The following is a 25,834-nucleotide window of genomic DNA, read 5'->3' on the forward strand; positions in this document are numbered from 1 at the left end:
CCGCCCCGCCCCGTCCGGCCCGACCCGCAAGCACCCCCGAGGACTCCGATGACGCAGATCGCGCTGATCGCCCTGGCGCTGGTCGCCGCCGTGGCCGCGGCCGTGCTCGCCCGCGGCCGGGCGGGGGCCGTCGCCCGCGCGGCGGCCGCCGAGACCGCGCTCACCCGGGCCGAGGAGCGCGCCCGCGTCGCCGAGGGCCGGCTCGCCCGCGCCGAGCAGCAACTGCGCGAGGCGCAGGACACCGCCCGGCGCGCCACCGAGGAGGCCCGGCGGGCGGAGGGCCGCACCCGCGCCGCCGAGGACGCCGTCCACGAGGCGCAGGACACGGCCCGGGAAGCGCAGGAAGCCGTCCGGGACGCCGCCCAGCAGGGCGCCGCCGCGACCACCCGCGCCGAGGAGGCCGACCACCGCCGCGCCGCCGCCGAGGCCCGCGCCGCCGCGCTGCTCGCCGAGATCGGCCACCTCGCCCGCGAACGGGTCGCCGCCACCGCCGTACGGCTCACCCACGCCAACGCCCCGCTGGTCGGCCCGCTGGACCCGCAGGCCGCCGGCCCGGAGGCCGTCCGGGCCCTGCAGTCCGTCCTGGACGCCACCGCCGCCGCCCTCGCCGACGAGCGCGAACGGGTGGACGCCGCCGCCCGCGCCGCCATGCGCGGCGCCACCTCCCGGATCCAGACCCTGCTCTACCAGATCCAGAGCCTGGTCCAGCACCTCCAGCACGACAACGACGACCCCCGGCTGCTGGAGGTCGACTTCCGCAACGAGATCGCGCTGCGCCGGATCCAGACCGTCGGCGTGCTCTGCGAGGCCTGGCCGGGCCTGGCCCGCACCGACTCGCCGCTCGCCGAGGTCGTCGTCGGCGCGCTCTCCCGGGTGCCCGGCTACGGCCGGATCAAGGTCGCCAACCACCTGCGGGAGCACCGGCTCGCGGTGGTCGCCCGGGCCGCCGAGCCGATCGCCGTCACCATCGCCGAACTGCTCGCCAACGCCACCGCCTACTCCCACCCGGAGACCGACGTCCCGGTCACCGTCCAGCAGGTCGGCCGCGGCGCGCTGGTGATCATCGACGACAGCGGCATCGGCATGGACGAGGACCAGCTGCACCGCGCCCGCCGACTGCTCGCCGGCCCGCCGGACCTCCTGCTCACCGAACTCGGCAACCCGCCCAAGACCGGCTTCGCGGTGATCGGCAAACTGGCCCGCCAGTACGGCTTCTCCTGCCACATCGAGCCCTCGCCGTACGGCGGCATGCGGACCATCCTGCGCATCCCGGCCGGGCTGGTGACCGTCGTCGACGACGGGCGGCCGCTGTCGGTGCTCACCCCGCTGCCGCTGCGGGCCGGCGCCGGGCCCGCCCCCGCGCCCACCGTCGCCGCCGTCCCGCCGATGCGCGCCGCCGACGAGCAGGACGGCCCGCAGCTCGCCGACCGCCACCACCAGCCCGGGCCGCACCCGGCACCGGCCATCCACGTGGTACCCGACCCGGGCGCGAACGGCCCGGTGGCCGGCCCGGCTGCGGACGCGCCGGCTGCGGACTCCGGGGCCTCCCAGGGCTCTCCGGCCTCCCAGGGCTCTCCGGCCGCTCCGGAGTTCCCGACTTCTCCGGACTCTCCGGCCGCTCCGGAGTTCCCGACTTCTCCGGACTCTCCGGCCGATGACGGCACCGGCCTGCCCACCCGGCGCCGCCGCCGTCCGCTGGCCGCCGAGGAGGCCGGTACGCCCACCGCCACCGCCACCGCCACCGCCGCCCCCGGCCGGTCCCCCGAGCAGGCCGCCGCCCACTGGCAGGCGCTGCAGCAGGGCACCGACTCCGGCCGCGCCGCCGTGGCGCAGGCCGCCCGCGAGAGCGCCGCAGGGGAGCGTGCCGCCCGTGAGAGCGCCGCCCGCGAGAGCGCGCCGACCGAGGACAGCACGAGCACCGCCGGCAACCCCGCCACCCCCGGCGACCCCGTCGCCGCCCGCCCCACCGGTGACCACACCACCGGCCCGACGACCTTAGAAGGAGCCGAGCAGTGAGCAGCTCGCCGAGCCCGACCGCCACCGACGAGATCTCGTGGGTGCTGACCCCGCTGCTGGAGCTGCCGGGTGTGCTGCACGCGGTCATCGCCACCGGGGACGGCCTGGTCGAAGGCGCCTCGGGCGGCCTGGGGCGGGCCTCCGCCGAGCGGGTCGCCGCGATGACCGCCACGGTGCACGCCGCCGCCCGCGCGTTCACCACCGCGTTCACCGACACCGAGCGGCCGCGACTGGCCCAGACCGTGGTGGAGTCCGACCTCGGCTACGCCATCGTCGTCCCGGCCGGGGAGAACACCTCGCTCGCCGTGTTCACCGCCCCGGACGCTCAACTCGGCAACGTGTCATACCAGATGCAGGTGCAGGTCGCCGCCCTGGGCCGCGCGCTCGCGAGCCCGCCCCGGCGGCAGGACGACACCGCCCGGTCATGACCGCCGCCCCCCGCAGGCGGATGGTGCCCGCCTACCTGGCCACCGGCGGCCGCAGCCGTCCCGGCACCGAGGGCTTCGAGCGGCTCACCGTCCTGTTCGCCGACCGTGCCGACCCGCCGACCGGGCTCGAACCCGAACACCGCCGGCTCTGGGAACTGCTGCGCCCCGGCGCGCTGACCGTGGTGGAGGCCGCCGCGCACCTGCGCCTGCCGGTCAGCGCCACCGTCTTCCTCGCGGCCGATCTGGTCGCGGCGGGCTGTCTGCACGCCCGCGCGCCGATCCCGCGCGCCCAGCAGACCGACCGCTCCATCGTCGAGAGGCTCCTCGTTGGACTCCGTGCGCTCCGGTGACCGGGCCGGTGATTGGGCCGGTGACCCCGTAGGCCGGGCCGTCGGTGACCCGGTCGGGCAGCCGGCCGGTCGGCCGGCCGGGGTGGGCTACCTGCCCGACCGGGACCAGACGCTGATGAAGCTGGTGGTCGCCGGCCCGTTCGGGGTCGGCAAGACCACCCTCATCCGCACCCTCTCCGAGATCGCCACCCTGCACACCGAGGAGGCGATGACGGAGACCGGACGGCCGGTGGACGACCTGGCCGGCCTGCCCGAGAAGACCACCACCACCGTCGCCGTGGACTTCGGCCGGCTCACCCTGCCCGGCAACGTCGTGCTCTACATGTTCGGCACCCCCGGCCAGCGCCGCTTCTTCCCGCTCTGGCAGGACATCGCCCGCGGCGCCCTGGGCGCCCTGGTGCTCGCCGACACCCGTCGGCTGTCCGACTCCTTCGAGATCATGGACATGGTCGAGGAGCAGGGCCTGCCGTACGCCGTCGCCGTCAACTGCTTCCCGGACGCGCCGGTCCACCCGGTCGCGGTGCTCCGCGCCCACCTGGACCTGCACCCCGCCACCCCGCTGCTGCTCTGCGACGCCCGCGAGCGCGAGGCCAGCCTGGACGCGCTGATCGCGCTGGCCGAGCACGTGCTCGAGGCCCTGCCAGCCGCCTCCACCGCCTCCCAGGAGCGCCCGTGACCGTCGAGACCCGCCCGACCCCGATCCACGGCCCGGTCTTCGCCGCCGACCCCCAACTCGTGTACGAGCGGCTGCGCCGGCACGGCCCGGTCGCCCCGGTGGAGATCGCGCCCGGCGTGGAGGCCCTGCTGGTCACCGACTACCAGGCCGCCCTGGACCTGCTGCGCGACTCCGACACCTTCTCCAAGGACTCCCGCGCCTGGCAGCAGACCGTCCCGCCGGACTCCCCGCTGCTGCCGGTCCTCGGCTACCGCCCGACCGCCCTGTTCACCGACGGCGAGACGCACGCGCGCTACCGCGCGGCGATCACCGACGCCCTCGCGCTGTTCGAACCGCACCGGCTGCAGCGCCAGGTCGCCGAGACCGCCCACCGGCTGATCGACCGCTTCGCCGCGGTCGGCCGCGCCGACCTGATCGCCGAGTACGCCCGCCAGCTGCCCGCCTTCGTGCTCACCACCTGGTTCGGGGTGCCCGAGGAGCAGCACGCCGAGGTGGTCGCCGCGATCACCGGACTGATCGAGTCCACCGCGCAGGCCGGCGCCGCGTACGGGAAGCTCCTCGCGGTGGTCACCGCCATGGTCGCCGAGCGCCGCGAACGCCCCCGGCACGACCTCACCTCCTGGTTCGTCACCCACCCGGTCGGGCTGGACGACGACGAGGCGATCCGGCAGATCAGCCTGACCATGATCGCCGGGCACGAGCCGACCACCAACCTGATCGGCAACGCCCTGCTGCGCCTGCTCACCGACGCCCGCTACGCCGGCTCGCTGTTCGGCGGCGCGATGACCGCCTACCAGGCGATCGACGAGGTGCTCTGGCACGAACCGCCGCTGGCCAACCTCTCGGCCCACTACCCGCGCTACGACATCGTCTTCCACGGCCGCGAGATCAAGGCCGGCACCCTCCTGCTGGTCTCCTACGCGGCCGCCAACTCCCAGGCCGCGCCGCCCACCGACGGCGGCGAACTGCGCAGCGGTGAGAGCGCCCACCTGGCCTGGGCGGCCGGCCCGCACGCCTGCCCGGCCCGCGATCCGGCCCTGCTGATCGCGATCACCGCGATCGAGCAGCTGGGCAGCCGCCTCAGCGACCTCGAACTGGCCACCCCGGCCGAGGAGTTGCTTTGGCGCCCGGGCCCGTTCCACCGCGCCCTGGTGCACCTCCCGGTCCGCTTCGAGCCGACGGCGGGGTAGCGCCCGGACGGCACGAAAGCCGGGACGGCACGAAAGCCGGGACGGCACGGACCCGGACAGCACGGAGGCCCGGACACCGTGCGGTGTCCGGGCCTCCTGCCGCCCGTCCTACTCGGCGGGCCTGAGCGTCAGCGAGATGCTGTTGATGCAGTACCGCTGGTCCGTCGGCGTGCCGTAGCCCTCGCCGTCGAAGACGTGCCCAAGGTGCCCGCCGCAGCGCGCGCACCGCACCTCGACCCGGCGCATGCCGAGCGTGGTGTCCTCGATGTACTGGACCCGGTCCTCCGCCAGCGGCGCGTAGTACGACGGCCAGCCGCAGTGGCTGTCGAACTTGGTCTCGGAGCTGAACAGCTCCGCGCCGCAGGCCCGGCAGCCGTACACGCCGACCGTCTTGGTGTCGGTGTACTCACCGGCGAACGGGCGCTCGGTGCCCGCCTCGCGGAGCACGTGGTACTCCTCCGGGCTGAGCTGGGCGCGCCACTCGGCCTCGGACTTCTCGATCTCGTAGCTCATCACGGCTCCCGGTCGCGGTGGACGTACGTCAGACGTTGGAAGCAACGTTCGCGAGCTGCTCCAGAATTTCCGGCCCGAGGTTGGTGACGTCGCCCGCGCCCATGGTGAGCAGCAGGTCGCCGGGGCGGGCGAGGCCGGCCAGCAGGGCGGGGGCGGCGGCGAAGGAGTGCTCGGCGGTCACCTCGGCGCCGGCCCGGTGGGCCGCGTCGATGATCAGCTCGCTGGTCACGCCCGGGATCGGGTCCTCGCGGGCCGGGTAGATGTCCAGCACCACGGAGGCGTCGGCCAGCGCCAGGGCCTGGCCCATCTCCTCGGCGAGCTGCTGGGTGCGGCTGAACAGGTGCGGCTGGAAGACCACCAGCACCCGGCCCGCGCCGTCCAGGCCCTCGCGGATCGCCTCCAGGTCGGCGGCCATCTCGGTGGGGTGGTGGGCGTAGGAGTCGATCACCTGGACGCCGGCGGCCTCGCCCTTGAGCTGCAGGCGGCGGCGCACGCCGGTGTAGGCGCCGAGCGCCTTGGCCAGGTCGGCGGCCGGGACGCCCAGCGCGACGCCGGCGGCGAGCGCGGCGACGGCGTTGTGGGCGTAGTGGCGGCCGGGCACCGAGACGGTGAAGGTCAGCTCGGTGCCGTCCAGGACGACGGTGACCTCGCTGGTCATGCCGTGGGCGACCACCGAGAGGACCCGGACGTCGGCGTCCTCGGCGGCGCCGACGGTGACCACGTTCAGGCCCTCGCGGCCGGCCACCCGGGAGGTCAGCTCGCGGGCGCCGTCGTGGTCGGCCGAGACCACCAGGGTGCCGCCGGGGACGATCCGGCCGACGAAGGTCTCGAAGGACTCGTAGATCTCGTCGATCGAGGCGTAGTTGGCGTGGTGGTCCAGCTCCACGTTGAGCACGATCGCCACCTCGGGCGCGTACTTGTGGAAGCTGCGGTCGCTCTCGTCGGCCTCGGCGACGAAGATCTCGCCGGTGCCGTGGTGGGCGTTGGAGCCGGGCGCGTCGAGGTCGCCGCCGATCGCGTAGGACGGGTCGACGCCCAGCTCGCCGAGGGCGACGGCGAGCATGCTGGTGGTGGTGGTCTTGCCGTGGGTGCCGGCCACCGCGAGCGCGCGGCGGCCGCCCATCAGCGCGGCCAGCGCGTCGGAGCGGTGCACCACCGGGATGCCGCGCTCGCGGGCGGCGGCCAGCTCCGGGTTGTCGGTGCGGATCGCGCTGGAGACGACCACGCTGCTGGTGCCGTCCGGCACGTGCTCGGCGGCGTGGCCGACGTGCACGGTGGCACCGAGGGCGCGCAGCGCGAGGACGGTCTCGGACTCCTTGGAGTCGCTGCCGGAGACGCTGGCACCGCGCACTGCGAGGATCTTCGCCAGGCCGGACATCCCGGCGCCGCCGATGCCGATGAAGTGCGGGGCGTGCAGGTCGTGCGCGGCGTCGTTCAAGGCGTGGCTCCGTACGGGCGGGGGCAGACAGGTCAAGCGGACGGGTCGGTGCGTATCGACGTCACCCACGTCACCGACGTCGGAAACATCGGAAACGTCGGAAACGTCGCGGACGTCACAGGCGCCGGAACCGTCCTCGCGGGCGGACCGCAAGGACGATTCTGCACCACCGGCGCGCGGAGTCAGGAGTCGCTGGCGAACAGCCTCAGCACCGGCACCCCCACCTTGTGCCGGGCCTGGGAGGCCCAGTCGCGGTGGAAGAACTCCTCCACGAAGTGCGGGGAGGTGAGCACCACCACCTCGTCCGCCCGGTGCGCCTCGACGACCGCGCGCAGCCGTTCCAGGGGTTTCTCCTCGACCAGCTCGCCCACCGCCTCGGCTCCGGCCGAGCGCAGGTGGCGCAGGCTGTGCTCCAGCGACTCGGTGGCCACGGTGGGCCCGCTCTCGGACTCGTCGTGCTCGCGCACCACCTTGTCGAGGTGGCCGAGGGCGACGTCGTCCAGCGCCCGCAGCAGTTCGTCCTGCTTGCCGCGCGGCTGCATCAGGACGACGAAGGAGACCTTCTCGTCGCTGTGGAGCGTGGTGACGAGCTCCACGTCCGCGGCGGAGAGAGCCTTTTCGATCATCAGTACCGTCTTGAACACGTGAGTCCCTTCCAGTGGCCGGCCCCCGGGCCCCGGCATCGCATAACGGGATCACGATCGGGGGGTCACGGGGTCATTCCGAACCCAGGTGACGCAGGTAACGGGTGAAGAGGAATCCTTTCTGCTCGATCAATGAGACCAGCCGCATCCGCTGCACGTCAGGCATTTCCGCATCGTGGAGGATGCGCGGCGCGTCGCCGCCGGTGAGCAGCGGGGCCAGCGACAGGCACAGTTCGTCCACCAGGTCCGCCGCCGCGAGCTGCCCCAGCAGGCGCGGGCCGCCCTCGGCCAGCAGCCGGGTCCAGCCCCGCTCGGCCAGCGCCGCGACGCCCGCCCGCAGGTCCACCGAACCGGTGCCGGCGAGCACCAGGTCGGCCACCTCGGCGACCGCCCGGCGACGCTCCGCGGAGGCGTCCTCGGTGGTGATCACCACCGTTCTGACCAGCGGTTCCGTGAACAGTGGCGCGGTCAGGTCCAGCTGCAGCGAGCGGGTCACGACCGCGATCACCGGGGCCGGCGCCTGCCCCGCCGCGGTCCGGGCCGCCGCGAACTCCTTGCGGGCCCGGGCCGGCCGGTAGCCCTCGGCGCGGACCGTCTCCGCGCCCACCAGCACCACGTCCGACAGCGCCCGCAGCACCCCGAAGATCCGCTTGTCGGCGTCGCCGGAGAGCCCCTCGGACAGGCCGTCGAGCCGTGCCCCGCCGTCCAGGCCGGCCACCATGTTGGCGCGCAGCCAGGGGCGACCCCGATTCACCTGTTCGGGGTACGCGTACACGGCGGCGAGCGACTCCAGAGCGGCCGGATCGGCGACCGGCCGACCCAGCGGGCTGATCAACTGTTGCATGTCCTCAGTGTTCCACCGCAGGCCGTCCCCGGGCGGTTCGGAGGCGGCCGGGACCAGGCGTACCCTCTACTACCGTGCCCGCAGCCTCCCGCCCCGACACCGCGACCGAGTCCATAGCCACCGCGAGCGCGGCCGGCTCCCCGATCGCGCTCACCGACCGCCGCCCCGTCGTGCCCGCCGAGCGGCTGGTCGCCGAGATGGTTCCGCCGCCCCGGTTCGCCGGCGTGAGCTTCGGGTCGTACATCCCGGACCAGAGCCAGCCGAGCCAGTACGAGGCCGTCCAGGTCCTGGAGCAGTTCGCGGCCACCCTCGCGGGAGGAAACGGTTCCGCGCCCAAGCGCAGCTGGTTCCGCCGCTCCGCCCCCGCGCCCACCGGCCCGGCCGGGGTCTACCTCGACGGCGGCTACGGCGTCGGCAAGACCCACCTGCTCGCCTCGCTGTGGCACGCCGCGCCCGGCCCCAAGGCCTTCGGCACCTTCGTCGAGCTGACCAACCTGGTCGGCGCGCTCGGCTTCCAGCAGGCCGTCCGGACCCTCTCCGGGCACACGCTGCTCTGCATCGACGAGTTCGAGCTCGACGACCCGGGCGACACCGTGCTGGTCTCCACCCTGCTCGGCCGCCTGGTCGACAACGGCGTCAAGCTGTGCGCCACCTCGAACACCCTGCCGGAGAAGCTCGGCGAGGGCCGCTTCGCCGCCGCCGACTTCCTGCGCGAGATCCAGGGCCTGTCCGCGCACTTCCGCCCGCTGCGGATCGACGGCCAGGACTACCGCCACCGCGGCCTGCCCGACGCCCCGCCGCCGTACTCCGACGAGGCCGTCGAGGCCACCGCCGCCCGCACCCCCGGCGCCTCCCTGGACGGCTTCGACGCCCTGCTCGCCCACCTCTCCGCCGTCCACCCCAGCCGCTACGGCGCGCTGCTGGACGACGTCACCGCCGTCTGCCTGCGCGGCGTGCACCGGGTCGACGACCAGTCCACCGCCCTGCGCCTGGTCGTCCTGGCCGACCGCATGTACGACCGCGAACTGCCCATCACCGCTTCCGGGATCCCCTTCGACCAGGTCTTCCCCGAGGAACTGCTCCGCGGCGGCTACCGCAAGAAGTACCTGCGCGCCGTCTCCCGCCTGGTCGCCCTCGCCCGCGACAGCGAGAAGCTGAACGACAGCGAGCAGCTGACCCGGGGGTGAACCTCTTCGAGGGCGGGGGCCACGAGCTCGACCTGCGCAACGGCGCCACCGAGGTGCTGGTCGAGGTCCTGATGCTCGCGGTCACCGCCCTGGCCCGCCAGGGCTGGGAGTACGGCTTCGCCGCCGAGCTCGCCCGCCAGGACCAGCACCTGATGGGCCGCGGCACGGTGGGACTGCGCCTGGAGGACCTCGACTGGGGCCCCGACCCGGAACAGGGCCGCGCCTTCGCCCTCGCCGTCGTCGACCTGGCCCTCACCCGGCACCGCTGGGACGAGCTCGGCTACCACCCCCCGTACACCGAGGGCCACCTGCGCACCCTCCGCCGGATGGTCGAGGACACCCGCCCCACCGCCGTGCCGGCCTCCGGAGCCGCGGCCGGCCCGGCCGAGGTCACCGCCGCCTGCTGCGTCCGCCACCGGGTCCTCACCCCGCTCGCCTGGTACCCGGCCTGCGTGTTCTGCGGCCGGGGCTGAGCGAAGCGGTCCCGCTTGTCAGTGGCGGGTCGTACGGTGGACTCGTGCGTCCCATCACGAGTATTGAGCGGTCCGTGGCGCCCTTCGAGGTCGTCAGCCCCTTCCAGCCGAACGGCGACCAGCCGGCGGCGATCGCCGAGCTGGAGCGGCGGATCAGGGGAGGGGAGAAGGACGTCGTGCTGCTCGGTGCCACCGGTACCGGCAAGTCGGCCACCACGGCCTGGATGATCGAGAAGCTGCAGCGGCCCACCCTGGTGATGGCGCCGAACAAGACGCTGGCCGCGCAGCTGGCGAACGAGTTCCGCGAGCTGCTGCCGAACAACGCGGTCGAGTACTTCGTCTCGTACTACGACTACTACCAGCCCGAGGCGTACGTCCCGCAGACGGACACCTACATCGAGAAGGACTCCTCGATCAACGAGGAGGTCGAGCGGCTGCGCCACTCGGCGACCAACTCGCTGCTCACCCGCCGGGACGTGATCGTGGTCGCGTCCGTCTCCTGCATCTACGGCCTCGGCACACCGCAGGAGTACGTGGACCGGATGGTGCCGCTCAAGGTCGGCCAGGAGATCGACCGTGACGTCCTGCTGCGCCGCTTCGTGGACATCCAGTACGCCCGCAACGACGTCGCCTTCTCCCGCGGCACCTTCCGGGTGCGCGGCGACACCATCGAGATCTTCCCGGTCTACGAGGAGCTCGCCGTCCGGATCGAGATGTTCGGCGACGAGATCGAGGCGCTCTACACCCTGCACCCCCTCACCGGCGAGATCATCAGCCAGGACGAGTCGGTCTACGTCTTCCCCGCCTCGCACTACGTGGCCGGCCCCGAGCGCATGGAGCGCGCGATCACCGGCATCGAGAAGGAGCTGGAGGGGACGCTCGCCAGGCTGGAGAAGCAGGGCAAGCTGCTGGAGGCCCAGCGGCTGCGGATGCGCACCACCTACGACATCGAGATGCTGCGCCAGATCGGCACCTGCTCGGGCGTCGAGAACTACTCGATGCACTTCGACGGCCGCGAGCCCGGCTCCCCGCCGAACACCCTGCTCGACTACTTCCCGGAGGACTTCCTCCTGGTCATCGACGAGTCGCACGTCACCGTCCCGCAGATCGGCGCGATGTACGAGGGCGACGCCTCGCGCAAGCGCACGCTGGTCGAGCACGGCTTCCGGCTGCCGTCCGCGATGGACAACCGCCCGCTGAAGTGGGAGGAGTTCCTGGGCCGGATCGGCCAGACGGTGTACCTGTCGGCGACGCCGGGCCCGTACGAGCTGTCGCGCGGCGACGGCCAGGTCGAGCAGATCATCCGCCCGACCGGCCTGATCGACCCCGAGGTGATCGTCAAGCCCACCGAGGGCCAGATCGACGACCTGGTGCACGAGGTCCGCACGCGGGTCGAGCGGGACGAGCGCGTGCTGGTCACCACGCTGACCAAGAAGATGGCCGAGGACCTCACCGACTACATGCTCGGCCTGGACATCCGGGTCCGGTACCTGCACAGCGACGTGGACACCCTGCGCCGGGTGGAGCTGCTGCGCGAGCTGCGGGCGGGCCGGTTCGACGTGCTGGTCGGCATCAACCTGCTGCGCGAGGGCCTGGACCTGCCCGAGGTGTCGCTGGTGGCGATCCTGGACGCGGACAAGGAGGGCTTCCTGCGCTCCGGCACCTCGCTGATCCAGACGATCGGCCGTGCCGCCCGCAACGTCTCCGGCCAGGTCCACATGTACGCGGACCGGATCACGCCGTCGATGGAGAAGGCGATCGACGAGACCAACCGCCGCCGGGAGGTGCAGCAGGCCTACAACAAGAAGCACGGGATCGACCCGCAGCCGCTGCGGAAGAAGATCGGCGACATCCTGGACACCCTCGCCCGCGAGGACGTGGACACCGACGAGCTGCTGTCCACCGGGTACCGGAACCAGGGGAAGGGCAAGGCCCCGGTGCCGTCGCTGGGCGCGGACCGCAAGCCCGCCAAGTCCCTGCCGGCCGCCGAACTCGCGGACCTGATCCAGGAGATGACCGACCGGATGCACACGGCCGCCGCCGACCTGCAGTTCGAGGTCGCGGCCCGGCTCCGCGACGAGGTCAAGGAACTGAAGAAGGAACTGCGGCAGATGCGCGAGGCCGGCGTGGCCTGACGGGACGGTCGGGGCTTGGCCGGAATGACACCGGTCAAGCTCCGAGGTGTCTCAGCCTTGCCACAAACGGGGAAACCCTGAGGAGACGGGGGCGCCGCAGGGCCTAGGCTGGCCTGCGGCATCGTGCTCAAGGGACGGGCGCGGGCCTACGCAGAGGGGGCCTCAGCCGGGGGACGGCGACGGGGTGTTCCACCGTGGTGCCGGGCGGCAGCGACCGCGCGGCCGGCAGAGAGGACAACGTCGTGTCGGTGAACCTGGCCAAGGGGCAGCGGGTCAGCCTCCAGAAGGGGCCGGGCAGCGCCCTGACCGTGGTCCGGATGGGCCTCGGCTGGCAGGCCGCCCCCAAGCGGGGCCTGTTCGGCAGCCGTACCCGGACGATCGACCTGGACGCCTCGGCGCTGCTGTACGCCGAGACGACCCCGTCCGACGTGGTGTTCTTCCAGCACCTGGAGAGCAACGACGGCTCCGTCCGGCACACCGGGGACAACCTTCAGGGCGGCTCCGGCGCCGAGGACGACGAGGCGATCCTGGTGGACCTGCTGCACGTGCCGGCGCACATCACCCAGGTGGTGTTCACGGTGAGCTCGTACACCGGGCAGACCTTCGCCGAGGTGCAGCGGGCGCACTGCCGGCTGGTGGACGAGACCACCGGGCTGGAGCTGGCCCGCTACGAGCTCGCGGGCGGCGGGCCGCACACCGGGCAGATCATGGCGAAGGTGGTCCGGGACGGCGACGGCGGTTGGGAGATGCAGGCGATCGGCGCGCCGGCCAAGGGGCGCACCTTCCAGGACCTGCTGCCGGCGATCGAGCCCTATCTCTGACGGTTCTTTACCTTCTTTACCTTTCTTTGTCTTCCCTGTTACTCTCGAGAGCAGCGGAGGGGAGTATTCCTCGACAGCCGACCCCGTCATCACGGGTGCCCATCGCGGCGCCCCGGGGCGGCCGGCCCGATGGGCGGAAGAGACCTCCGGCAGTGACGATGTCTGTCGCGCCTACCTGCCGGAGGAGCAGTAGTGGACGTTTCCGTAACCATGTGGGTCACCACGATCGGTGTGCTGATCGCCCTGATCGTGGCCGATTTCTTCATCGGTGGCCGCAAGCCGCACGAGGTCTCGATCAAGGAGGCCGGGATCTGGACGGCCGTCTGGGTCGTGCTGGCGCTGCTCTTCGGCGGTTTCCTCTGGTGGCACTCCGGCGGGCAGCCCGCGGGTGAGTTCTTCGCCGGCTACATCACCGAGAAGTCGCTCAGTGTCGACAACCTCTTCGTGTTCATCCTGATCATGGGCAAGTTCGCGGTGCCCAGGATCTACCAGCAGCGCGTGCTGATGTTCGGCGTGATCATCGCGCTGGTGCTCCGGGCGGCGTTCATCGCCGGCGGCGCGGCGCTGGTCTCCGAGTTCTCCTGGGTGTTCTTCATCTTCGGCGGCTTCCTGATCTGGACCGCCTGGAAGCTGGTCAAGGAGGCCCGGGCCGACGAGGAGGAGGACGAGGAGTTCGAGGAGAACCGCCTGCTCAAGTCGATCACGCGGCGCTTCCCGTCCACCGACGACTACCGTGGCACCAAGCTGTTCATCAGGGAGAACGGCCGCCGGCTGATCACCCCGATGCTGATCGTCATGCTGGCGATCGGGACGACGGACGTGCTGTTCGCCCTGGACTCGATCCCGGCCATCTTCGGCCTCACCCAGGACCCGTACATCGTCTTCACTGCCAACGCCTTCGCCCTGATGGGCCTGCGCCAGCTGTACTTCCTGATCGGCGGCCTGCTGAAGAAGCTGGTCCACCTGTCCTACGGCCTGTCGGTGATCCTCGGCTTCATCGGCGTGAAGCTGGTGCTGCACGCCGCCCACGAGGCCGGGGCGAACGTCCCGGAGATCGGCATCCCGTTCTCGCTCGGCTTCATCGTGGTCGTGCTGGCCGTCACGACGTTCACCAGCCTGCGAGCCTCGAAGAAGGCCGCCGAGGCCGAGCAGGCCGAGCCCGCGAAGCTGGACGCCTGAGGCTCGACGCCTGAGGCTCGACGCCCGGAACAGCCGAGGCCCCCGTGACCGCCATCCGGTCGCGGGGGCCTCGGCCGTGTGCGGGGCGCCCCGGCTACCAGCCGCGGTCGCGCCACTCGTCGAGGTGCGGGCGTTCGGCGCCGAGGGTGGTGTCGTTGCCGTGGCCGGGGTAGACCCAGGCCTCGTCCGGGAGGACGTCGAAGATCTTCTCGTTGACGTCCCGGAAGAGGCTCTTGAAGGCCTCCGGGTCGCCCCAGGTGTTGCCGACGCCGCCGGGGAAGAGGCAGTCGCCGGTGAAGACGTGCTGGTGGCCCTGGGGGTCGTCGTAGATCAGGACGATGGCGCCCGGGGTGTGCCCGACCAGGTGGCGGACGGTGAGCTCGACGTCGCCGACCCGCAGCTTGTCACCGTCGGCGAGTCGCAGCTCGGTGGGCACGTCGATGCCCTCGGCGTCGTGCTCGCCGGCGGCGGTGCGGGCACCGGTGGTGGCGACCACCTCGGCCAGCGCGCCCCAGTGGTCGTGGTGCCGGTGGGTGGTGACCACGGTTTCGAGGTCGTCGCCGACGGTCTCCAGCAGCACCGGGGCGTCGGCGGCGGCGTCGATCAGCAGCTGCTCGTCGGTGGCCCGGCAGCGCAGCAGGTAGGCGTTGTTGTCGTACGGGCCGACGGCCACCTTGGTGATGATCAGGTGCGCCAGCTCCCGCACGTCCGGCGGCCCGCCGACCTTGACCGCTCCGTGGTACGTCATCCGTCCGCTCCTCGTCCTAGTCCGGGCCCGGCAACAGGGTTCAGGATCATCCTCGCGCCGTCAGCCCATGGGGGGAAGCTGGGGGAGGGCGGTGTCGGGGGTGCGGCTCAGGCCGGCACCGGCGGAGCGGCCGGAGAGCCAGGCGGTGAGGGCGCGGACGGGGCCCTCGACGGCGAGCTGCGGGGCGCCCGAGCCGATCACGGCGCGGTCCTCGGTGTCGGCGGCGACCAGCTCGACGGCGGGCAGGTCGGCCTCGTCGGCCAGGTTTCCGGCGAGCTTGCGGAACTGGGCGACGGCGAAGTCCTGCGGCCACTGTGCGGGGGTGTGGCCGGCGTCGAGGTCGACGTGGTGGTACTCGAGCTCCAGCAGGCGCTTGTGCGGGATGTCGGAGGCCGGGAAGAGGTAGCCGGAGCGGTGCTTGACCGTCGCGGCCCAGGCCTCGGGGGTCATCAGCGCGGCAGCCTCGGCGAAGCGGGCGTGCGAGGCGCGCAGGTCGGCGAGGTGGACGTCGAGCGGGCGGGGCGCGTCGCGCTCGATGTCCTGGTCGCGGGCCTCGTTGCTCGCGTACTGCGGGATGTCGGTGCCGGTGCGGGCGCCGGTCAGCAGGTTGACCAGGGAGTCGGCGTTGCGGGCGAGGTGGGCCAGTACGTGGCCGCGGGTCCAGCCGGGGAGGGCGGAGGGTTCGGTGACGGCCTCGGGCTTCAGTGCGGAGACGGTCTGCAGCAGGCGCTGGGTGCTCTCCTCGACCTGGCTCAGCCAGGAGGCGGCGGAGGCGGCGGCGGACTGCGGGTCGGTCATCGAATCTGCCTTCGGTAGGGACGGCGCGTTGCCCGCGGGGGGCTTCGCTCGTTGACCAGGCGACGCTATCGCCGAATCCGGGCCCTGAGCAGGGCGTTTTTCGGTACGCGGACAGTGTGGGTACGGACGGTCCCGGGGTGGTCCTCACTCGTTCGGGTGGTCTCCACTGGACAGAGTCGAGATTCGAACGTCTGAGCTATAGGCTGGCTGCCGCATCCTGGAAGAAGTACCGAATCTCACCGCAAGCCATCTCGCCCCGGAGAAAGGCGCCAGAAGCAGTGGCCGACCGCCTCATCGTCCGCGGTGCTCGCGAGCACAACCTCAAGAACGTCTCGCTCGACCTGCCCCGCGACTCCCTCATCGTCTTCACGGGCCTCTCCGGCTCCGGCAAGTCCTCGCTCGCCTTCGACACGATCTTCGCCGAGGGCCAGCGCCGCTACGTCGAGTCGCTGTCCTCCTACGCCCGTCAGTTCCTCGGGCAGATGGACAAGCCCGACGTGGACTTCATCGAGGGCCTCTCCCCGGCCGTCTCGATCGACCAGAAGTCCACCAACCGCAACCCCCGTTCGACCGTCGGCACGATCACCGAGGTCTACGACTACCTGCGTCTGCTGTTCGCCCGGATCGGCAAGCCGCACTGTCCGCACTGCGGCCGCCCGATCGCCAAGCAGTCGCCGCAGGCGATCGTGGACAAGGTGCTGGAGCTCGCCGAGGGCACCCGCTTCCAGGTGCTGAGCCCGGTGGTGCGCGAGCGCAAGGGCGAGTTCGTCGACCTCTTCGCCGACCTGCAGTCCAAGGGCTACTCCCGCGCCCGGGTGGACGGCGGGACGATCCAGCTCGCCGAGCCGCCGAAGCTCAAGAAGCAGGAGAAGCACACCATCGAGGTGGTGATCGACCGCCTGACCGTCAAGGACAGCGCCAAGCGGCGGCTCACCGACTCGGTGGAGACGGCCCTGCGACTGTCCGGCGGCATGGTCGTGCTCGATTTCGTCGACCTCCCCGAGGACGACCCCGAGCGCGAGCGGATGTACTCCGAGCACCTCTACTGCCCGTACGACGACGTGTCGTTCGAGGAGCTGGAGCCGCGCTCGTTCTCCTTCAACTCGCCGTTCGGCGCCTGCCCGGACTGCTCGGGCCTGGGCAACCGGATGGAGGTCGACCCGGAGCTGGTGGTGCCGGACGTCGAGCGCTCGCTCGACGAGGGCGCGATCCACCCGTGGTCGGCCGGGCACGCCAAGGAGTACTTCCAGCGCCTGATCGACGCGCTCGCCGGGGAGCTCGGCTTCCGCACCGACATCCCCTGGGCCGGGCTGCCCGCCCGCGCCAAGAAGGCGCTGCTGTACGGGCACAAGCACCAGGTGGAGGTCCGCTACCGCAACCGCTTCGGCCGCGAGCGCTCGTACAGCACCGGCTTCGAGGGCGCCGTCCCGTTCATCCAGCGCCGGCACACCGAGGCGGAGAGCGACAGCAGCCGCGAGCGCTTCGAGGGCTACATGCGCGAGGTGCCCTGCCCGACCTGCCAGGGCACCCGGCTCAAGCCGGTGGTGCTCGCGGTCACCGTCCAGGACAAGTCGATCGCCGACGTCTCCTCGATGTCGATCAGCGACTGCTCCGAGTTCCTGGGCGCGATGAAGCTCAACGCCCGGGACAAGCAGATCGCCGAGCGGGTCCTCAAGGAGGTCAACGAGCGGCTGCGCTTCCTGGTCGACGTCGGCCTGGACTACCTCTCGCTCGACCGCGCGGCCGGCACCCTGTCCGGCGGCGAGGCCCAGCGCATCCGGCTGGCCACCCAGATCGGCTCCGGCCTGGTCGGCGTGCTCTACGTGCTGGACGAGCCGTCCATCGGCCTGCACCAGCGGGACAACCACCGGCTGATCGAGACGCTGGTGCGGCTGCGCGACATCGGCAACACCCTGATCGTGGTCGAGCACGACGAGGACACCATCAAGACCGCGGACTGGGTGGTCGACATCGGCCCGGGCGCCGGCGAGCACGGCGGCAAGGTGGTGCACTCCGGGTCGCTGAAGCAGCTGCTCACCAACAAGGAGTCGCTGACCGGGCAGTACCTCTCCGGCAAGCGGTCCATCCCGGTCCCGGCGGGCCGCCGCGAGCGGGACAAGAAGCGCCAGTTGACGGTCCACGGCGCCCGCGAGCACAACCTCAAGGACGTCACGGTCGGCTTCCCGCTCGGCACCTTCACCGCGATCACCGGTGTCTCCGGCTCCGGCAAGTCGACCCTGGTCAACGACATCCTCTACACCCACCTCGCGCGGGAGCTGAACGGCGCCCGCAGCGTGCCCGGCCGGCACACCCGGATCACCGGCACCGACCAGGTGGACAAGGTGGTGCACGTCGACCAGTCGCCGATCGGCCGCACCCCGCGCTCCAACCCGGCCACCTACACCGGGGTGTTCGACCACGTCCGCCGGCTCTTCGCGGAGACCCAGGAGGCCAAGGTCCGCGGCTACCTGCCCGGCCGGTTCTCGTTCAACGTCAAGGGCGGCCGCTGCGAGAACTGCTCGGGCGACGGCACCATCAAGATCGAGATGAACTTCCTGCCGGACGTCTACGTGCCGTGCGAGGTCTGCCACGGCGCCCGGTACAACCGGGAGACGCTGGAGGTGCACTACAAGGGCAAGTCCATCGCCGAGGTGCTGGACATGCCGATCGAGGAGGGGCTGGCCTTCTTCGAGGCCGTCCCGGCGATCGCCCGGCACCTCAGGACGCTCAACGACGTCGGCCTCGGCTACGTCCGGCTCGGCCAGTCCGCGCCCACGCTCTCCGGCGGCGAGGCGCAGCGCGTCAAGCTGGCCTCGGAGCTGCAGAAGCGCTCCACCGGGCGGACGGTGTACGTGCTGGACGAGCCGACCACCGGCCTGCACTTCGAGGACATCAGCAAGCTGATCAAGGTGCTCAGCGGGCTGGTCGACAAGGGCAACACGGTGATCGTCATCGAGCACAACCTCGATGTGATCAAGACCGCCGACTGGGTCGTCGACATGGGACCCGAGGGCGGCTCCGGCGGTGGCATGGTGGTCGCCGAGGGCACCCCCGAGCAGATCGCCGCCGTCGCGGAGAGCCACACCGGCAAGTTCCTGCGGGACATCCTGCCGAGCGACTTCGCGGACGCCCCGGCCGCCCCGGTGGCGAAGAAGGCGGCGCCGCGCAAGCGGGCCGCCGCGGCGAAGAAGTAGTCCTGTCCGCCCCGCCGTTCCCGGGACTCCCGGGAACGGCGGGGCGGGTGCGGCATAGACTTCCGTGGTCCCTCGCAGCAGCAGCAACCGTAGGAGCGCACCGATGTCCGAGGCCCTCGAGACCAGCCCCACCGCGACCCGCCGCACCCTGCTCTGCGGGGCCGCGGCCGTCCTCGCGGCCGGCGGCACCGTGGCGGTCAGCGGCTGCAGCTCCTCCTCCGGCTCCTCCGGCTCCTCCGGCTCCTCCGGTTCGAGCGGCGCCCCCAAGGGCCCGGTGGACCTCGGCCCGGCCTCGGACGTGCCGGAGGGCGGCGGCAAGGTGTTCCGCGAGCAGAAGATCGTGGTGACCCAGCCGGCTGCCGGCCAGTACAAGGCGTTCAGTGCCAAGTGCACCCACGCCGGCTGCATCGTGGACCAGGTGAAGAACCAGCAGATCCAGTGCCCCTGCCACGGCAGCCGGTTCGGCATCGCCGACGGCGCCGTGCAGGACGGCCCGGCCCCCTCCCCGCTGCCCGCCTACACCGTCACGGTCGAGGGCGGAAACCTCAAGGTGACCCCGAGCTGAAGCAGTTGAGCCCCGCCGAGTTGATCTCCCCTTCGCACCCCCACCCGCTGTCGGTACGGTGGACCCATGGCTGACCCGAGCACCTACCGCCCGGCGCCCGGCGCGATCCCGACCTCCCCGGGCGTCTACCGGTTCCGTGACGCCCACGGCCGGGTCATCTACGTCGGCAAGGCCAAGAGCCTGCGGCCGCGCCTGTCGTCCTACTTCCAGGACCTGGCCGGTCTGCACCCGCGCACCGCGACCATGGTCACCACCGCCGCCTCGGTGGAGTGGACCGTGGTCGGCACCGAGGTCGAGGCGCTCCAGCTGGAGTACTCCTGGATCAAGGAGTACGACCCGCGGTTCAACGTCAAGTACCGCGACGACAAGAGCTATCCGGAACTCGCCGTCACCCTCAACGAGGAGTACCCGCGGGTCCAGGTGATGCGCGGGGCGCACAAGAAGGGCGTGCGCTACTTCGGCCCGTACGGGCACGCCTGGGCGATCCGCGAGACGGTCGACCTGCTGCTGCGCGTCTTCCCCGTCCGCACCTGCTCCAACGGCGTCTTCAAGCGCGCCCGGCAGGTCGGCCGGCCCTGTCTGCTCGGCTACATCGGCAAGTGCGCCGCGCCCTGCGTCGGCAAGGTCTCGGCGGACGAACACCGGGCGCTGGCCGAGGACTTCTGCGACTTCATGGCCGGGCGCACCGGCAACTACCTGCGCCGGCTGGAAGAGCAGATGCAGGAGGCCGCGGACGAGCTGGAGTACGAGAAGGCGGCCCGGCTGCGGGACGACATCGGCGCCCTGAAGCGCGCGATGGAGAAGAACGCCATCGTGCTCGCGGACGCCACCGACGCCGACCTGCTGGCCGTCGCCGAGGACGAACTCGAGGCCGCCGTGCAGATCTTCCACGTCCGCGGCGGCCGGGTGCGCGGCCAGCGCGGCTGGGTCACCGACAAGGTCGAGGACGTCGACACGGCCGGGCTGGTCGAGCACGCCCTCCAGCAGCTCTACGGCGGCGCCACCGCGGACGAACGGAACGAGTCCGTCCCGCGCGAGGTGCTGGTCCCCGCCCTGCCCGACCCGGTCGAGCCGGTGCGGGAGTGGCTGAGCGGCCTGCGCGGCAGCCAGGTCGATCTGCGCATCCCGCAGCGCGGCGACAAGAAGGACCTGATGGCCACCGTGCAGCGCAACGCCCAGCAGGCGCTCGCGCTGCACAAGACCAAGCGCGCCTCCGACCTCACCACCCGCAGTCGCGCCCTGCAGGAGATCGCCGACGCGCTGGAGCTGGACTCCGTCCCGCTGCGGATCGAGTGCTACGACATCTCCCACCTGCAGGGCGAGGACGTGGTCGCCTCCATGGTCGTCTTCGAGGACGGCCTGGCCCGCAAGAGCGAGTACCGGCGCTTCCAGATCAAGGGGTTCGAGGGCCAGGACGACGTCCGCTCGATGCACGAGGTGATCAGCCGCCGCTTCCGCCGCTACCTCCGGGAGCGCGAGCAGACCGGCGAGTGGGCCGTCCCCGAGGAGGACGAGCCCGGCGCCACCGAACCCGGCAACGGCGAACCCGGCAGCGCCGTCCGGGACGAGGAGGGCCGCCCCAAGCGGTTCGCCTACCCGCCCCAGCTGCTGGTGGTCGACGGCGGCCAGCCGCAGGTCGCCGCCGCCAGGCGCGCCCTGGACGAACTCGGCATCGACGACGTCGCGCTGTGCGGCCTGGCCAAGCGCCTGGAGGAGGTCTGGCTGCCCGGCGAGGACGACCCGGTGGTGCTGCCCCGCTCCAGCGAGGGCCTCTACCTGCTCCAGCGGGTGCGCGACGAGGCCCACCGCTTCGCGATCGGCTACCAGCGCACCAAGCGTTCCAAGCGACTCACCGCAGGGGAACTGGACTCCGTCCCGGGCCTCGGCGAGACTCGCCGCCAGGCGCTGCTCAAGCACTTCGGCTCGCTGAAGAAGCTCCGGGCCGCCACCGTGGACGAGCTCTGCGCGGTACCCGGCATCGGACGCCGCACCGCGGAGACTGTTGCGGCGGCGTTGTCGTCCCGTACACCCGCCGCACCCGCGGTCAACACCGCGACCGGCGAGATCATCGAGGACGGGGCCGACCACGCCACCGAGCCGGTGGCAGCAGCACCCCAGACCGCACCATCCCAGGAGACGCCATGACGGCCGACGCCGCCCGTCAGCCGGTGTGCCCCGACCCCGCCCGCCTGCCCGGGTCGGGGAAGGGCGGCCGCGCCGTGCGCGTTCTCCCCAGCAGAAAGACCGAGAACGGGGAACCGAAGTGACCGTGTCAGACGTGGCCGAGAACGCGCCGGAGCTGGTGATCATCTCCGGCATGTCCGGAGCCGGCCGCTCCACCGCCGCCAAGTGCCTGGAGGACCTCGGCTGGTTCGTGGTGGACAACCTGCCGCCGGCCCTGATCCCGACCATGGTCGACCTGGGCGCCCGGTCCCAGGGCAACGTCGCCCGGATCGGCGTGGTCGTGGACGTCCGCGGCCGCCAGTTCTTCGACGACCTGCTGACCTCGCTGGACGAGCTGGAGAAGCGCGGCGTCCGGCTCCGGGTCGTCTTCCTGGACTCCTCCGACGACGCGCTGGTGCGCCGCTTCGAGAGCGTCCGCCGCCCGCACCCGCTGCAGGCCGACGGCCGGATCGTGGACGGCATCGCCCAGGAACGCGACCTGCTGCGCGACCTGCGCGGCGAGGCCGACCTGGTGATCGACACCTCCAACCTCAACGTGCACCAGCTGCGCGCCAAGCTGGACGCCCAGTTCGCCGACCACGACGAGCCCGAGCTGCGCGCCACCGTGATGTCCTTCGGCTTCAAGTACGGCCTGCCGGTCGACGCCGACCTCGTGGTGGACTGCCGCTTCCTGCCCAACCCGCACTGGGTGCCCGAGCTTCGTGCCCGTACCGGCACCGACCCGGACGTCGCCGACTACGTGTTCCAGCAGCCCGGCGCCAACGAGTTCCTGGACGGTTACACCGAGCTGCTGCGCATCGTGACCGAGGGGTACCGACGCGAGGGGAAGCGCTACATGACGCTTGCCGTAGGCTGCACCGGTGGCAAGCACCGCAGCGTCGCCATGTCCGAGCGACTGACCAAGCGTCTCATCGCCGACGGAGTCGAGACGGTGCTCGTTCACCGTGACATGGGACGGGAGTAACCGCCGCTTTCCCTGCCGGGCCGCCGGCGGAACCGGTGGCGGGGCAGAGGAACGCGAGGTGATGTGTGGCGGGATACGTGCCCGGGCGGCAGCCGCAGAGCAGGACCGGTGACCGGGCGGGCAGCCCGGCCCGGCTCCCGGCGCCGAGCCGTCCGCGCAGCGGTCCCGCCCGGACCAACCCGGCCCCGCGGATCACCGCGCTCGGCGGCGGCCAGGGCCTGTCCGCCTCGCTGTCCGCGCTGCGCCGCCTCACCAGCGACCTCACCGCCGTGGTCACCGTCGCCGACGACGGCGGCTCCAGCGGACGGCTGCGCACCGAGCTGGGCGTGCTGCCCCCGGGCGACCTGCGCAAGGCGCTGGCCGCGCTGTGCGGGGACGACGACTGGGGCCGCACCTGGTCCGAGGTGATCCAGCAGCGCTTCACCGGGAACGGCGAGCTCGGCGGCCACGCCGTCGGCAACCTGCTGATCGTCGCGCTCTGGGAGAAGCTGGGCGACCCGGTGGCGGCCCTGGACTGGGTCGGCCGACTGCTCAACGTCCAGGGCCGGGTGCTGCCGATGTCGGCGGTGCCGCTGGACATCGAGGCGACCGTCCGCGGCCACGACCCGGCGCTGCCCGGCGAGGTGTCGGCGGTCCGGGGCCAGGCGAACGTCGCGGTCACCCCCGGCACCGTGCAGTCGATCCGGCTGCTGCCGGACGGGCCGCCGGCCGTCCCGGAGGCGGTCACCGCCGTGCGCGAGGCGGACTGGGTGGTGCTCGGCCCCGGCTCCTGGTTCACCAGCGTGCTGCCGCACCTGCTGGTGCCCGAGCTGGCCAAGGCGCTCACCGAGACCCGCGCCCGCCGCCTGCTCACCCTGAACCTGGCCCCCCAGCCCGGCGAGACCGAGGGCTTCACCCCGCAGCGTCACCTGGAGGTCATCGCCGACCACGCCCCGGAGCTCGCGGTGGATGCGATCCTGGTGGACGAGCGCGCCGTCACCGGCGGCGCCTTCGGCCAGGCTGACCTCGACGGTCTGGAGAAGGCCGCCGAGCGGATGGGCGCCGCCCTGGTGCTCGGTTCGGTGGCCCGCACCGACGGTACGCCGCGACACGACCCGGAGCTGTTGGCGGCAGCGTACGACCGGATTTTCCGGACACATGGAAGGATCGGGCCATGGCGATGACTCCAGCGGTGAAGGACGAGATCAGCCGGCTCCCGGTCACCCGGGCCTGCTGTCGCAAGGCGGAGGTGTCGGCGATCCTGCGGTTCGCGGGCGGGCTGCACATCGTGAGCGGCCGCATCGTGATCGAGGCGGAGCTGGACACCGGAGCGGCGGCACGGCGGCTGCGCAAGGACCTGCTGGAGATCTTCGGGCACTCCTCCGACCTCGTGGTGATGGCCCCCGGCGGGCTGCGCCGCGGCAGCCGCTTCGTGGTGCGCGTGGTCAAGGACGGCGAGCTGCTCGCGCGCCAGACCGGTCTGGTGGACGGGCGCGGGCGCCCGATCCGGGGCCTGCCCCCGGCGGTCGTCTCCGGCGCCACCTGCGATGCCGAGGCGGCCTGGCGCGGAGCCTTCCTCGCGCACGGGTCGCTCACCGAGCCGGGCCGCTCCTCCTCGCTGGAGATCACCTGCCCCGGCTCCGAGGCGGCGCTGGCCCTTGTCGGCGCCGCCCGCCGGCTCGGCATCCCGGCCAAGGCCCGCGAGGTCCGCGGCGTGGACCGGGTGGTCATCCGCGACGGTGACGCGATCGGCGCGCTGCTGACGCGGCTGGGCGCGCACGAGTCGGTGCTCGCCTGGGAGGAGCGCCGGATGCGGCGCGAGGTGCGGGCCACCGCCAACCGCCTCGCCAACTTCGACGACGCCAACCTGCGCCGCTCGGCCCGCGCCGCGGTGGCGGCCGGCGCCCGGGTGCAGCGCGCGCTGGAGATCCTCGGCGAGGAGGTGCCCGAGCACCTGGCCGCGGCCGGCCAGCTGCGGATGCAGCACAAGCAGGCCTCGCTGGAGGAACTGGGCGCGCTCGCCGATCCGCCGCTGACCAAGGACGCGGTGGCCGGCCGGATCCGCCGTCTGCTGGCGATGGCCGACAAGCGCGCCTCCGAGCTCGGCCTGCCGAGCACCGAGGCCAGCCTGACCGACGAGATGGCGATGAACTGACCCTCGCGGTCCGTGATCGCGACACGGCCGGTGCCCGGAATTCCGGGCACCGGCCGTCGGCGTTTCCGGGCGTCCGCGAGACTCCCCAATTGGTAGAGACCATTGGCCCGAGAGCAACTGCCCGCCGGACCAAGGCCGGACGGCCTGAAATGGGGTTTGAGGGGCGCCACGCCCAGTCTCACCAGGCGGCGCGATGTGCCCTCCCGCGCCCCGGAGGGGTAGGGTCATAGGCGGTCGGGGACTTCCCAAATCTCACCCCCGTCGGGCTCCGGCCCGGCGTACCTAACGAGGAGATCGGTTCGTGACGATCCGGGTAGGCATCAACGGCTTCGGCCGCATCGGCCGCAACTTCTTCCGGGCGGTCAAGGCCCAGGGCGCGGACATCGAGATCGTCGGTGTCAACGACCTCACCGACACGAAGACCCTGGCTCACCTGCTCAAGTACGACACCACGCTGGGCACTTTCCCGGGTACGGTCTCGCACACCGAGGACAGCATCACCGTCGACGGCAAGACCTTCCAGGTGACTGCCGAGCGTGACCCCGCGAACCTGCCGTGGGCCGCCCTGGGCGCCGACATCGTCGTCGAGTCCACCGGCATCTTCACCAAGGCCGAGGCCGCGAAGAAGCACCTCGCCGCCGGCGCGAAGAAGGTCATCATCTCGGCGCCCGCCACCGACGAGGACGTCACCATCGTCATGGGCGTCAACGACGACAAGTACGACGCCGCCAAGCACACCATCATCTCCAACGCCTCCTGCACCACCAACTGCGTGGCGCCGATGGCCAAGGTGCTGAACGAGAGCTTCGGCATCGTCAAGGGTCTGATGACCACCGTCCACGCGTTCACCAACGACCAGGTCACCCTGGACTTCCCGCACAAGGACCTGCGCCGCGCCCGCGCCGCGTCGCAGAACATCATCCCGACCTCGACCGGTGCCGCCAAGGCGACCGCCCTGGTCCTGCCGGAGCTGAAGGGCAAGCTGGACGGCACCTCGCTGCGCGTCCCGGTCCCGACCGGCTCGATCACGGACCTGGTCGTCACCCTGGAGCGCGAGGTCACCAAGGACGAGGTCAACGCCGCGTTCCAGAAGGCCGCGGAGGGCCCGCTCAAGGGCATCCTGGCCTACACCGAGGACCCGATCGTCTCCTCGGACATCGTCAACGACCCGGCCTCCTGCATCTTCGACAGCCAGCTCACCATGGTCCAGGGCAACCAGGTCAAGGTGCTCGGCTGGTACGACAACGAGTGGGGCTACTCGAACCGCCTCGTCAACCTGACCACCCTCGTCGGTGAGCAGCTCTGACCTTGCGGGAGCTGACGTGATGTAGGGGCGAGGGCCCGGACGGCGCA

At 72.1% G+C, this 25,834-nt stretch carries 23 protein-coding genes; 17 read left to right on the forward strand and 6 right to left on the reverse strand.

Features of this window, described 5'->3' with window-relative positions; all coding sequences use genetic code 11:
• Positions 1-48: 48 nt before the first annotated feature.
• The 5 genes from ACZ51D_RS16145 (at position 49) to ACZ51D_RS16165 (ending at position 4,660) form a co-directional block, all read left to right on the forward strand.
• A complete protein-coding gene (locus ACZ51D_RS16145; protein ID WP_465620918.1) occupies positions 49-2,016 on the forward strand; it encodes an ATP-binding protein in 1,968 nt (655 codons plus the stop codon).
• The gene (locus ACZ51D_RS16150; RefSeq protein WP_465620920.1) at positions 2,013-2,444 is read left to right on the forward strand and encodes a roadblock/LC7 domain-containing protein; all 432 of its coding nucleotides are present in this window, start codon (positions 2,013-2,015) and stop codon (positions 2,442-2,444) included. The genes ACZ51D_RS16145 and ACZ51D_RS16150 overlap by 4 nt, the downstream gene beginning before the upstream one ends.
• Entirely contained in the window at positions 2,441-2,794 is a 354-nt protein-coding gene (locus ACZ51D_RS16155; RefSeq protein ID WP_360506124.1) for a DUF742 domain-containing protein, read from the forward strand. The genes ACZ51D_RS16150 and ACZ51D_RS16155 overlap by 4 nt, the downstream gene beginning before the upstream one ends.
• 115 nt (positions 2,795-2,909) lie before the next feature.
• Complete coding sequence (locus tag ACZ51D_RS16160; RefSeq protein WP_465621171.1) at positions 2,910-3,470, forward strand: GTP-binding protein; 561 nt, start codon at positions 2,910-2,912, stop codon at positions 3,468-3,470.
• Positions 3,467-4,660 (forward strand): cytochrome P450, encoded by a 1,194-nt coding sequence (locus ACZ51D_RS16165; protein WP_360506121.1) that lies wholly within the window; start codon positions 3,467-3,469, stop codon positions 4,658-4,660. The genes ACZ51D_RS16160 and ACZ51D_RS16165 overlap by 4 nt, the downstream gene beginning before the upstream one ends.
• A gap of 108 nt (positions 4,661-4,768) precedes the next feature.
• On the opposite strand, the gene msrB is transcribed toward ACZ51D_RS16165, so the two are convergent.
• From msrB to ACZ51D_RS16185, 4 genes are all read right to left on the reverse strand, one after another.
• On the reverse strand, positions 4,769-5,173 hold the full coding sequence (msrB, locus tag ACZ51D_RS16170) for a peptide-methionine (R)-S-oxide reductase MsrB (RefSeq protein ID WP_465620923.1): 405 nt from the start codon (positions 5,171-5,173) through the stop codon (positions 4,769-4,771).
• A gap of 28 nt (positions 5,174-5,201) precedes the next feature.
• A complete protein-coding gene (gene murC / locus ACZ51D_RS16175) occupies positions 5,202-6,590 on the reverse strand; it encodes a UDP-N-acetylmuramate--L-alanine ligase (protein ID WP_465621173.1) in 1,389 nt (462 codons plus the stop codon).
• Positions 6,591-6,793: 203 nt separating this feature from the next.
• Entirely contained in the window at positions 6,794-7,255 is a 462-nt protein-coding gene (locus ACZ51D_RS16180; RefSeq protein WP_360506116.1) for an indole-3-glycerol phosphate synthase, read from the reverse strand.
• 73 nt (positions 7,256-7,328) lie between these two features.
• Complete coding sequence (locus ACZ51D_RS16185) at positions 7,329-8,099, reverse strand: pyrimidine reductase family protein (RefSeq protein ID WP_360506113.1); 771 nt, start codon at positions 8,097-8,099, stop codon at positions 7,329-7,331.
• A 113-nt stretch (positions 8,100-8,212) separates the two neighbouring features.
• Between ACZ51D_RS16185 and zapE the strand changes: the two genes are divergently transcribed.
• From zapE to ACZ51D_RS16210, 5 genes are all read left to right on the forward strand, one after another.
• The gene (gene zapE, locus ACZ51D_RS16190; RefSeq protein ID WP_360506225.1) at positions 8,213-9,286 is read left to right on the forward strand and encodes a cell division protein ZapE; all 1,074 of its coding nucleotides are present in this window, start codon (positions 8,213-8,215) and stop codon (positions 9,284-9,286) included.
• Complete coding sequence (locus ACZ51D_RS16195; RefSeq protein ID WP_465620925.1) at positions 9,283-9,759, forward strand: hypothetical protein; 477 nt, start codon at positions 9,283-9,285, stop codon at positions 9,757-9,759. The genes zapE and ACZ51D_RS16195 overlap by 4 nt, the downstream gene beginning before the upstream one ends.
• A 44-nt stretch (positions 9,760-9,803) precedes the next feature.
• Complete coding sequence (gene uvrB, locus ACZ51D_RS16200; protein ID WP_360506108.1) at positions 9,804-11,894, forward strand: excinuclease ABC subunit UvrB; 2,091 nt, start codon at positions 9,804-9,806, stop codon at positions 11,892-11,894.
• Positions 11,895-12,136: 242 nt separating this feature from the next.
• Entirely contained in the window at positions 12,137-12,715 is a 579-nt protein-coding gene (locus ACZ51D_RS16205; RefSeq protein WP_360506105.1) for a TerD family protein, read from the forward strand.
• Positions 12,716-12,907: 192 nt separating this feature from the next.
• The gene (locus tag ACZ51D_RS16210; RefSeq protein ID WP_465620928.1) at positions 12,908-13,894 is read left to right on the forward strand and encodes a TerC family protein; all 987 of its coding nucleotides are present in this window, start codon (positions 12,908-12,910) and stop codon (positions 13,892-13,894) included.
• Between the two features lie 94 nt (positions 13,895-13,988).
• Here the strand turns inward: ACZ51D_RS16210 and ACZ51D_RS16215 are convergent, their stop codons facing one another.
• Together ACZ51D_RS16215 and ACZ51D_RS16220 are read right to left on the reverse strand one after the other, a co-directional pair.
• Positions 13,989-14,642 carry an MBL fold metallo-hydrolase gene (locus ACZ51D_RS16215; RefSeq protein ID WP_465620930.1) on the reverse strand — a complete coding sequence of 218 codons (654 nt, stop codon included), beginning with the start codon at positions 14,640-14,642 and terminating at the stop codon, positions 13,989-13,991.
• Between the two features lie 60 nt (positions 14,643-14,702).
• Positions 14,703-15,440 (reverse strand): maleylpyruvate isomerase family mycothiol-dependent enzyme, encoded by a 738-nt coding sequence (locus tag ACZ51D_RS16220; protein WP_465620931.1) that lies wholly within the window; start codon positions 15,438-15,440, stop codon positions 14,703-14,705.
• 278 nt (positions 15,441-15,718) lie between these two features.
• Between ACZ51D_RS16220 and uvrA the strand changes: the two genes are divergently transcribed.
• From uvrA to gap, 7 genes are all read left to right on the forward strand, one after another.
• The gene (gene uvrA / locus ACZ51D_RS16225) at positions 15,719-18,634 is read left to right on the forward strand and encodes an excinuclease ABC subunit UvrA (protein ID WP_465620933.1); all 2,916 of its coding nucleotides are present in this window, start codon (positions 15,719-15,721) and stop codon (positions 18,632-18,634) included.
• A 103-nt stretch (positions 18,635-18,737) separates the two neighbouring features.
• The gene (locus ACZ51D_RS16230; protein ID WP_465620935.1) at positions 18,738-19,199 is read left to right on the forward strand and encodes a Rieske (2Fe-2S) protein; all 462 of its coding nucleotides are present in this window, start codon (positions 18,738-18,740) and stop codon (positions 19,197-19,199) included.
• 66 nt (positions 19,200-19,265) lie between these two features.
• Entirely contained in the window at positions 19,266-21,344 is a 2,079-nt protein-coding gene (gene uvrC, locus ACZ51D_RS16235; protein WP_465620936.1) for an excinuclease ABC subunit UvrC, read from the forward strand.
• 118 nt (positions 21,345-21,462) lie between these two features.
• The gene (rapZ, locus tag ACZ51D_RS16240; RefSeq protein WP_360509973.1) at positions 21,463-22,347 is read left to right on the forward strand and encodes an RNase adapter RapZ; all 885 of its coding nucleotides are present in this window, start codon (positions 21,463-21,465) and stop codon (positions 22,345-22,347) included.
• 65 nt (positions 22,348-22,412) lie between these two features.
• Positions 22,413-23,510, forward strand: a complete 1,098-nt coding sequence (locus ACZ51D_RS16245; RefSeq protein WP_360509974.1) for a gluconeogenesis factor YvcK family protein — start codon at positions 22,413-22,415, stop codon at positions 23,508-23,510.
• Positions 23,501-24,481: a DNA-binding protein WhiA gene (whiA, locus tag ACZ51D_RS16250; RefSeq protein WP_030238424.1), complete on the forward strand. Its 981-nt coding sequence runs from the start codon at positions 23,501-23,503 to the stop codon at positions 24,479-24,481. The genes ACZ51D_RS16245 and whiA overlap by 10 nt, the downstream gene beginning before the upstream one ends.
• 301 nt (positions 24,482-24,782) lie before the next feature.
• Positions 24,783-25,787, forward strand: a complete 1,005-nt coding sequence (gap, locus tag ACZ51D_RS16255; RefSeq protein WP_360499413.1) for a type I glyceraldehyde-3-phosphate dehydrogenase — start codon at positions 24,783-24,785, stop codon at positions 25,785-25,787.
• The last annotated feature ends 47 nt before the right edge of the window (positions 25,788-25,834 follow it).

It is taken from the genome of Kitasatospora sp. NPDC033851 (assembly GCF_055576085.1).

Excerpts from the sequence above, each read along its gene's own strand:
- ACZ51D_RS16145 (WP_465620918.1), top strand. The coding sequence starts at position 49 with ATGACGCAGATCGCGCTGATCGCCCTGGCGCTGGTCGCCGCCGTGGCC.
- ACZ51D_RS16155 (WP_360506124.1), top strand. The coding sequence starts at position 2,441 with ATGACCGCCGCCCCCCGCAGGCGGATGGTGCCCGCCTACCTGGCCACC.
- ACZ51D_RS16160 (WP_465621171.1), top strand. The coding sequence starts at position 2,910 with ATGAAGCTGGTGGTCGCCGGCCCGTTCGGGGTCGGCAAGACCACCCTC.
- msrB (WP_465620923.1), bottom strand. The coding sequence starts at position 5,173 with ATGAGCTACGAGATCGAGAAGTCCGAGGCCGAGTGGCGCGCCCAGCTC.
- ACZ51D_RS16185 (WP_360506113.1), bottom strand. The coding sequence starts at position 8,099 with ATGCAACAGTTGATCAGCCCGCTGGGTCGGCCGGTCGCCGATCCGGCC.
- ACZ51D_RS16215 (WP_465620930.1), bottom strand. The coding sequence starts at position 14,642 with ATGACGTACCACGGAGCGGTCAAGGTCGGCGGGCCGCCGGACGTGCGG.
- ACZ51D_RS16220 (WP_465620931.1), bottom strand. The coding sequence starts at position 15,440 with ATGACCGACCCGCAGTCCGCCGCCGCCTCCGCCGCCTCCTGGCTGAGC.
- ACZ51D_RS16230 (WP_465620935.1), top strand. The coding sequence starts at position 18,738 with ATGTCCGAGGCCCTCGAGACCAGCCCCACCGCGACCCGCCGCACCCTG.
- uvrC (WP_465620936.1), top strand. The coding sequence starts at position 19,266 with ATGGCTGACCCGAGCACCTACCGCCCGGCGCCCGGCGCGATCCCGACC.
- whiA (WP_030238424.1), top strand. The coding sequence starts at position 23,501 with ATGGCGATGACTCCAGCGGTGAAGGACGAGATCAGCCGGCTCCCGGTC.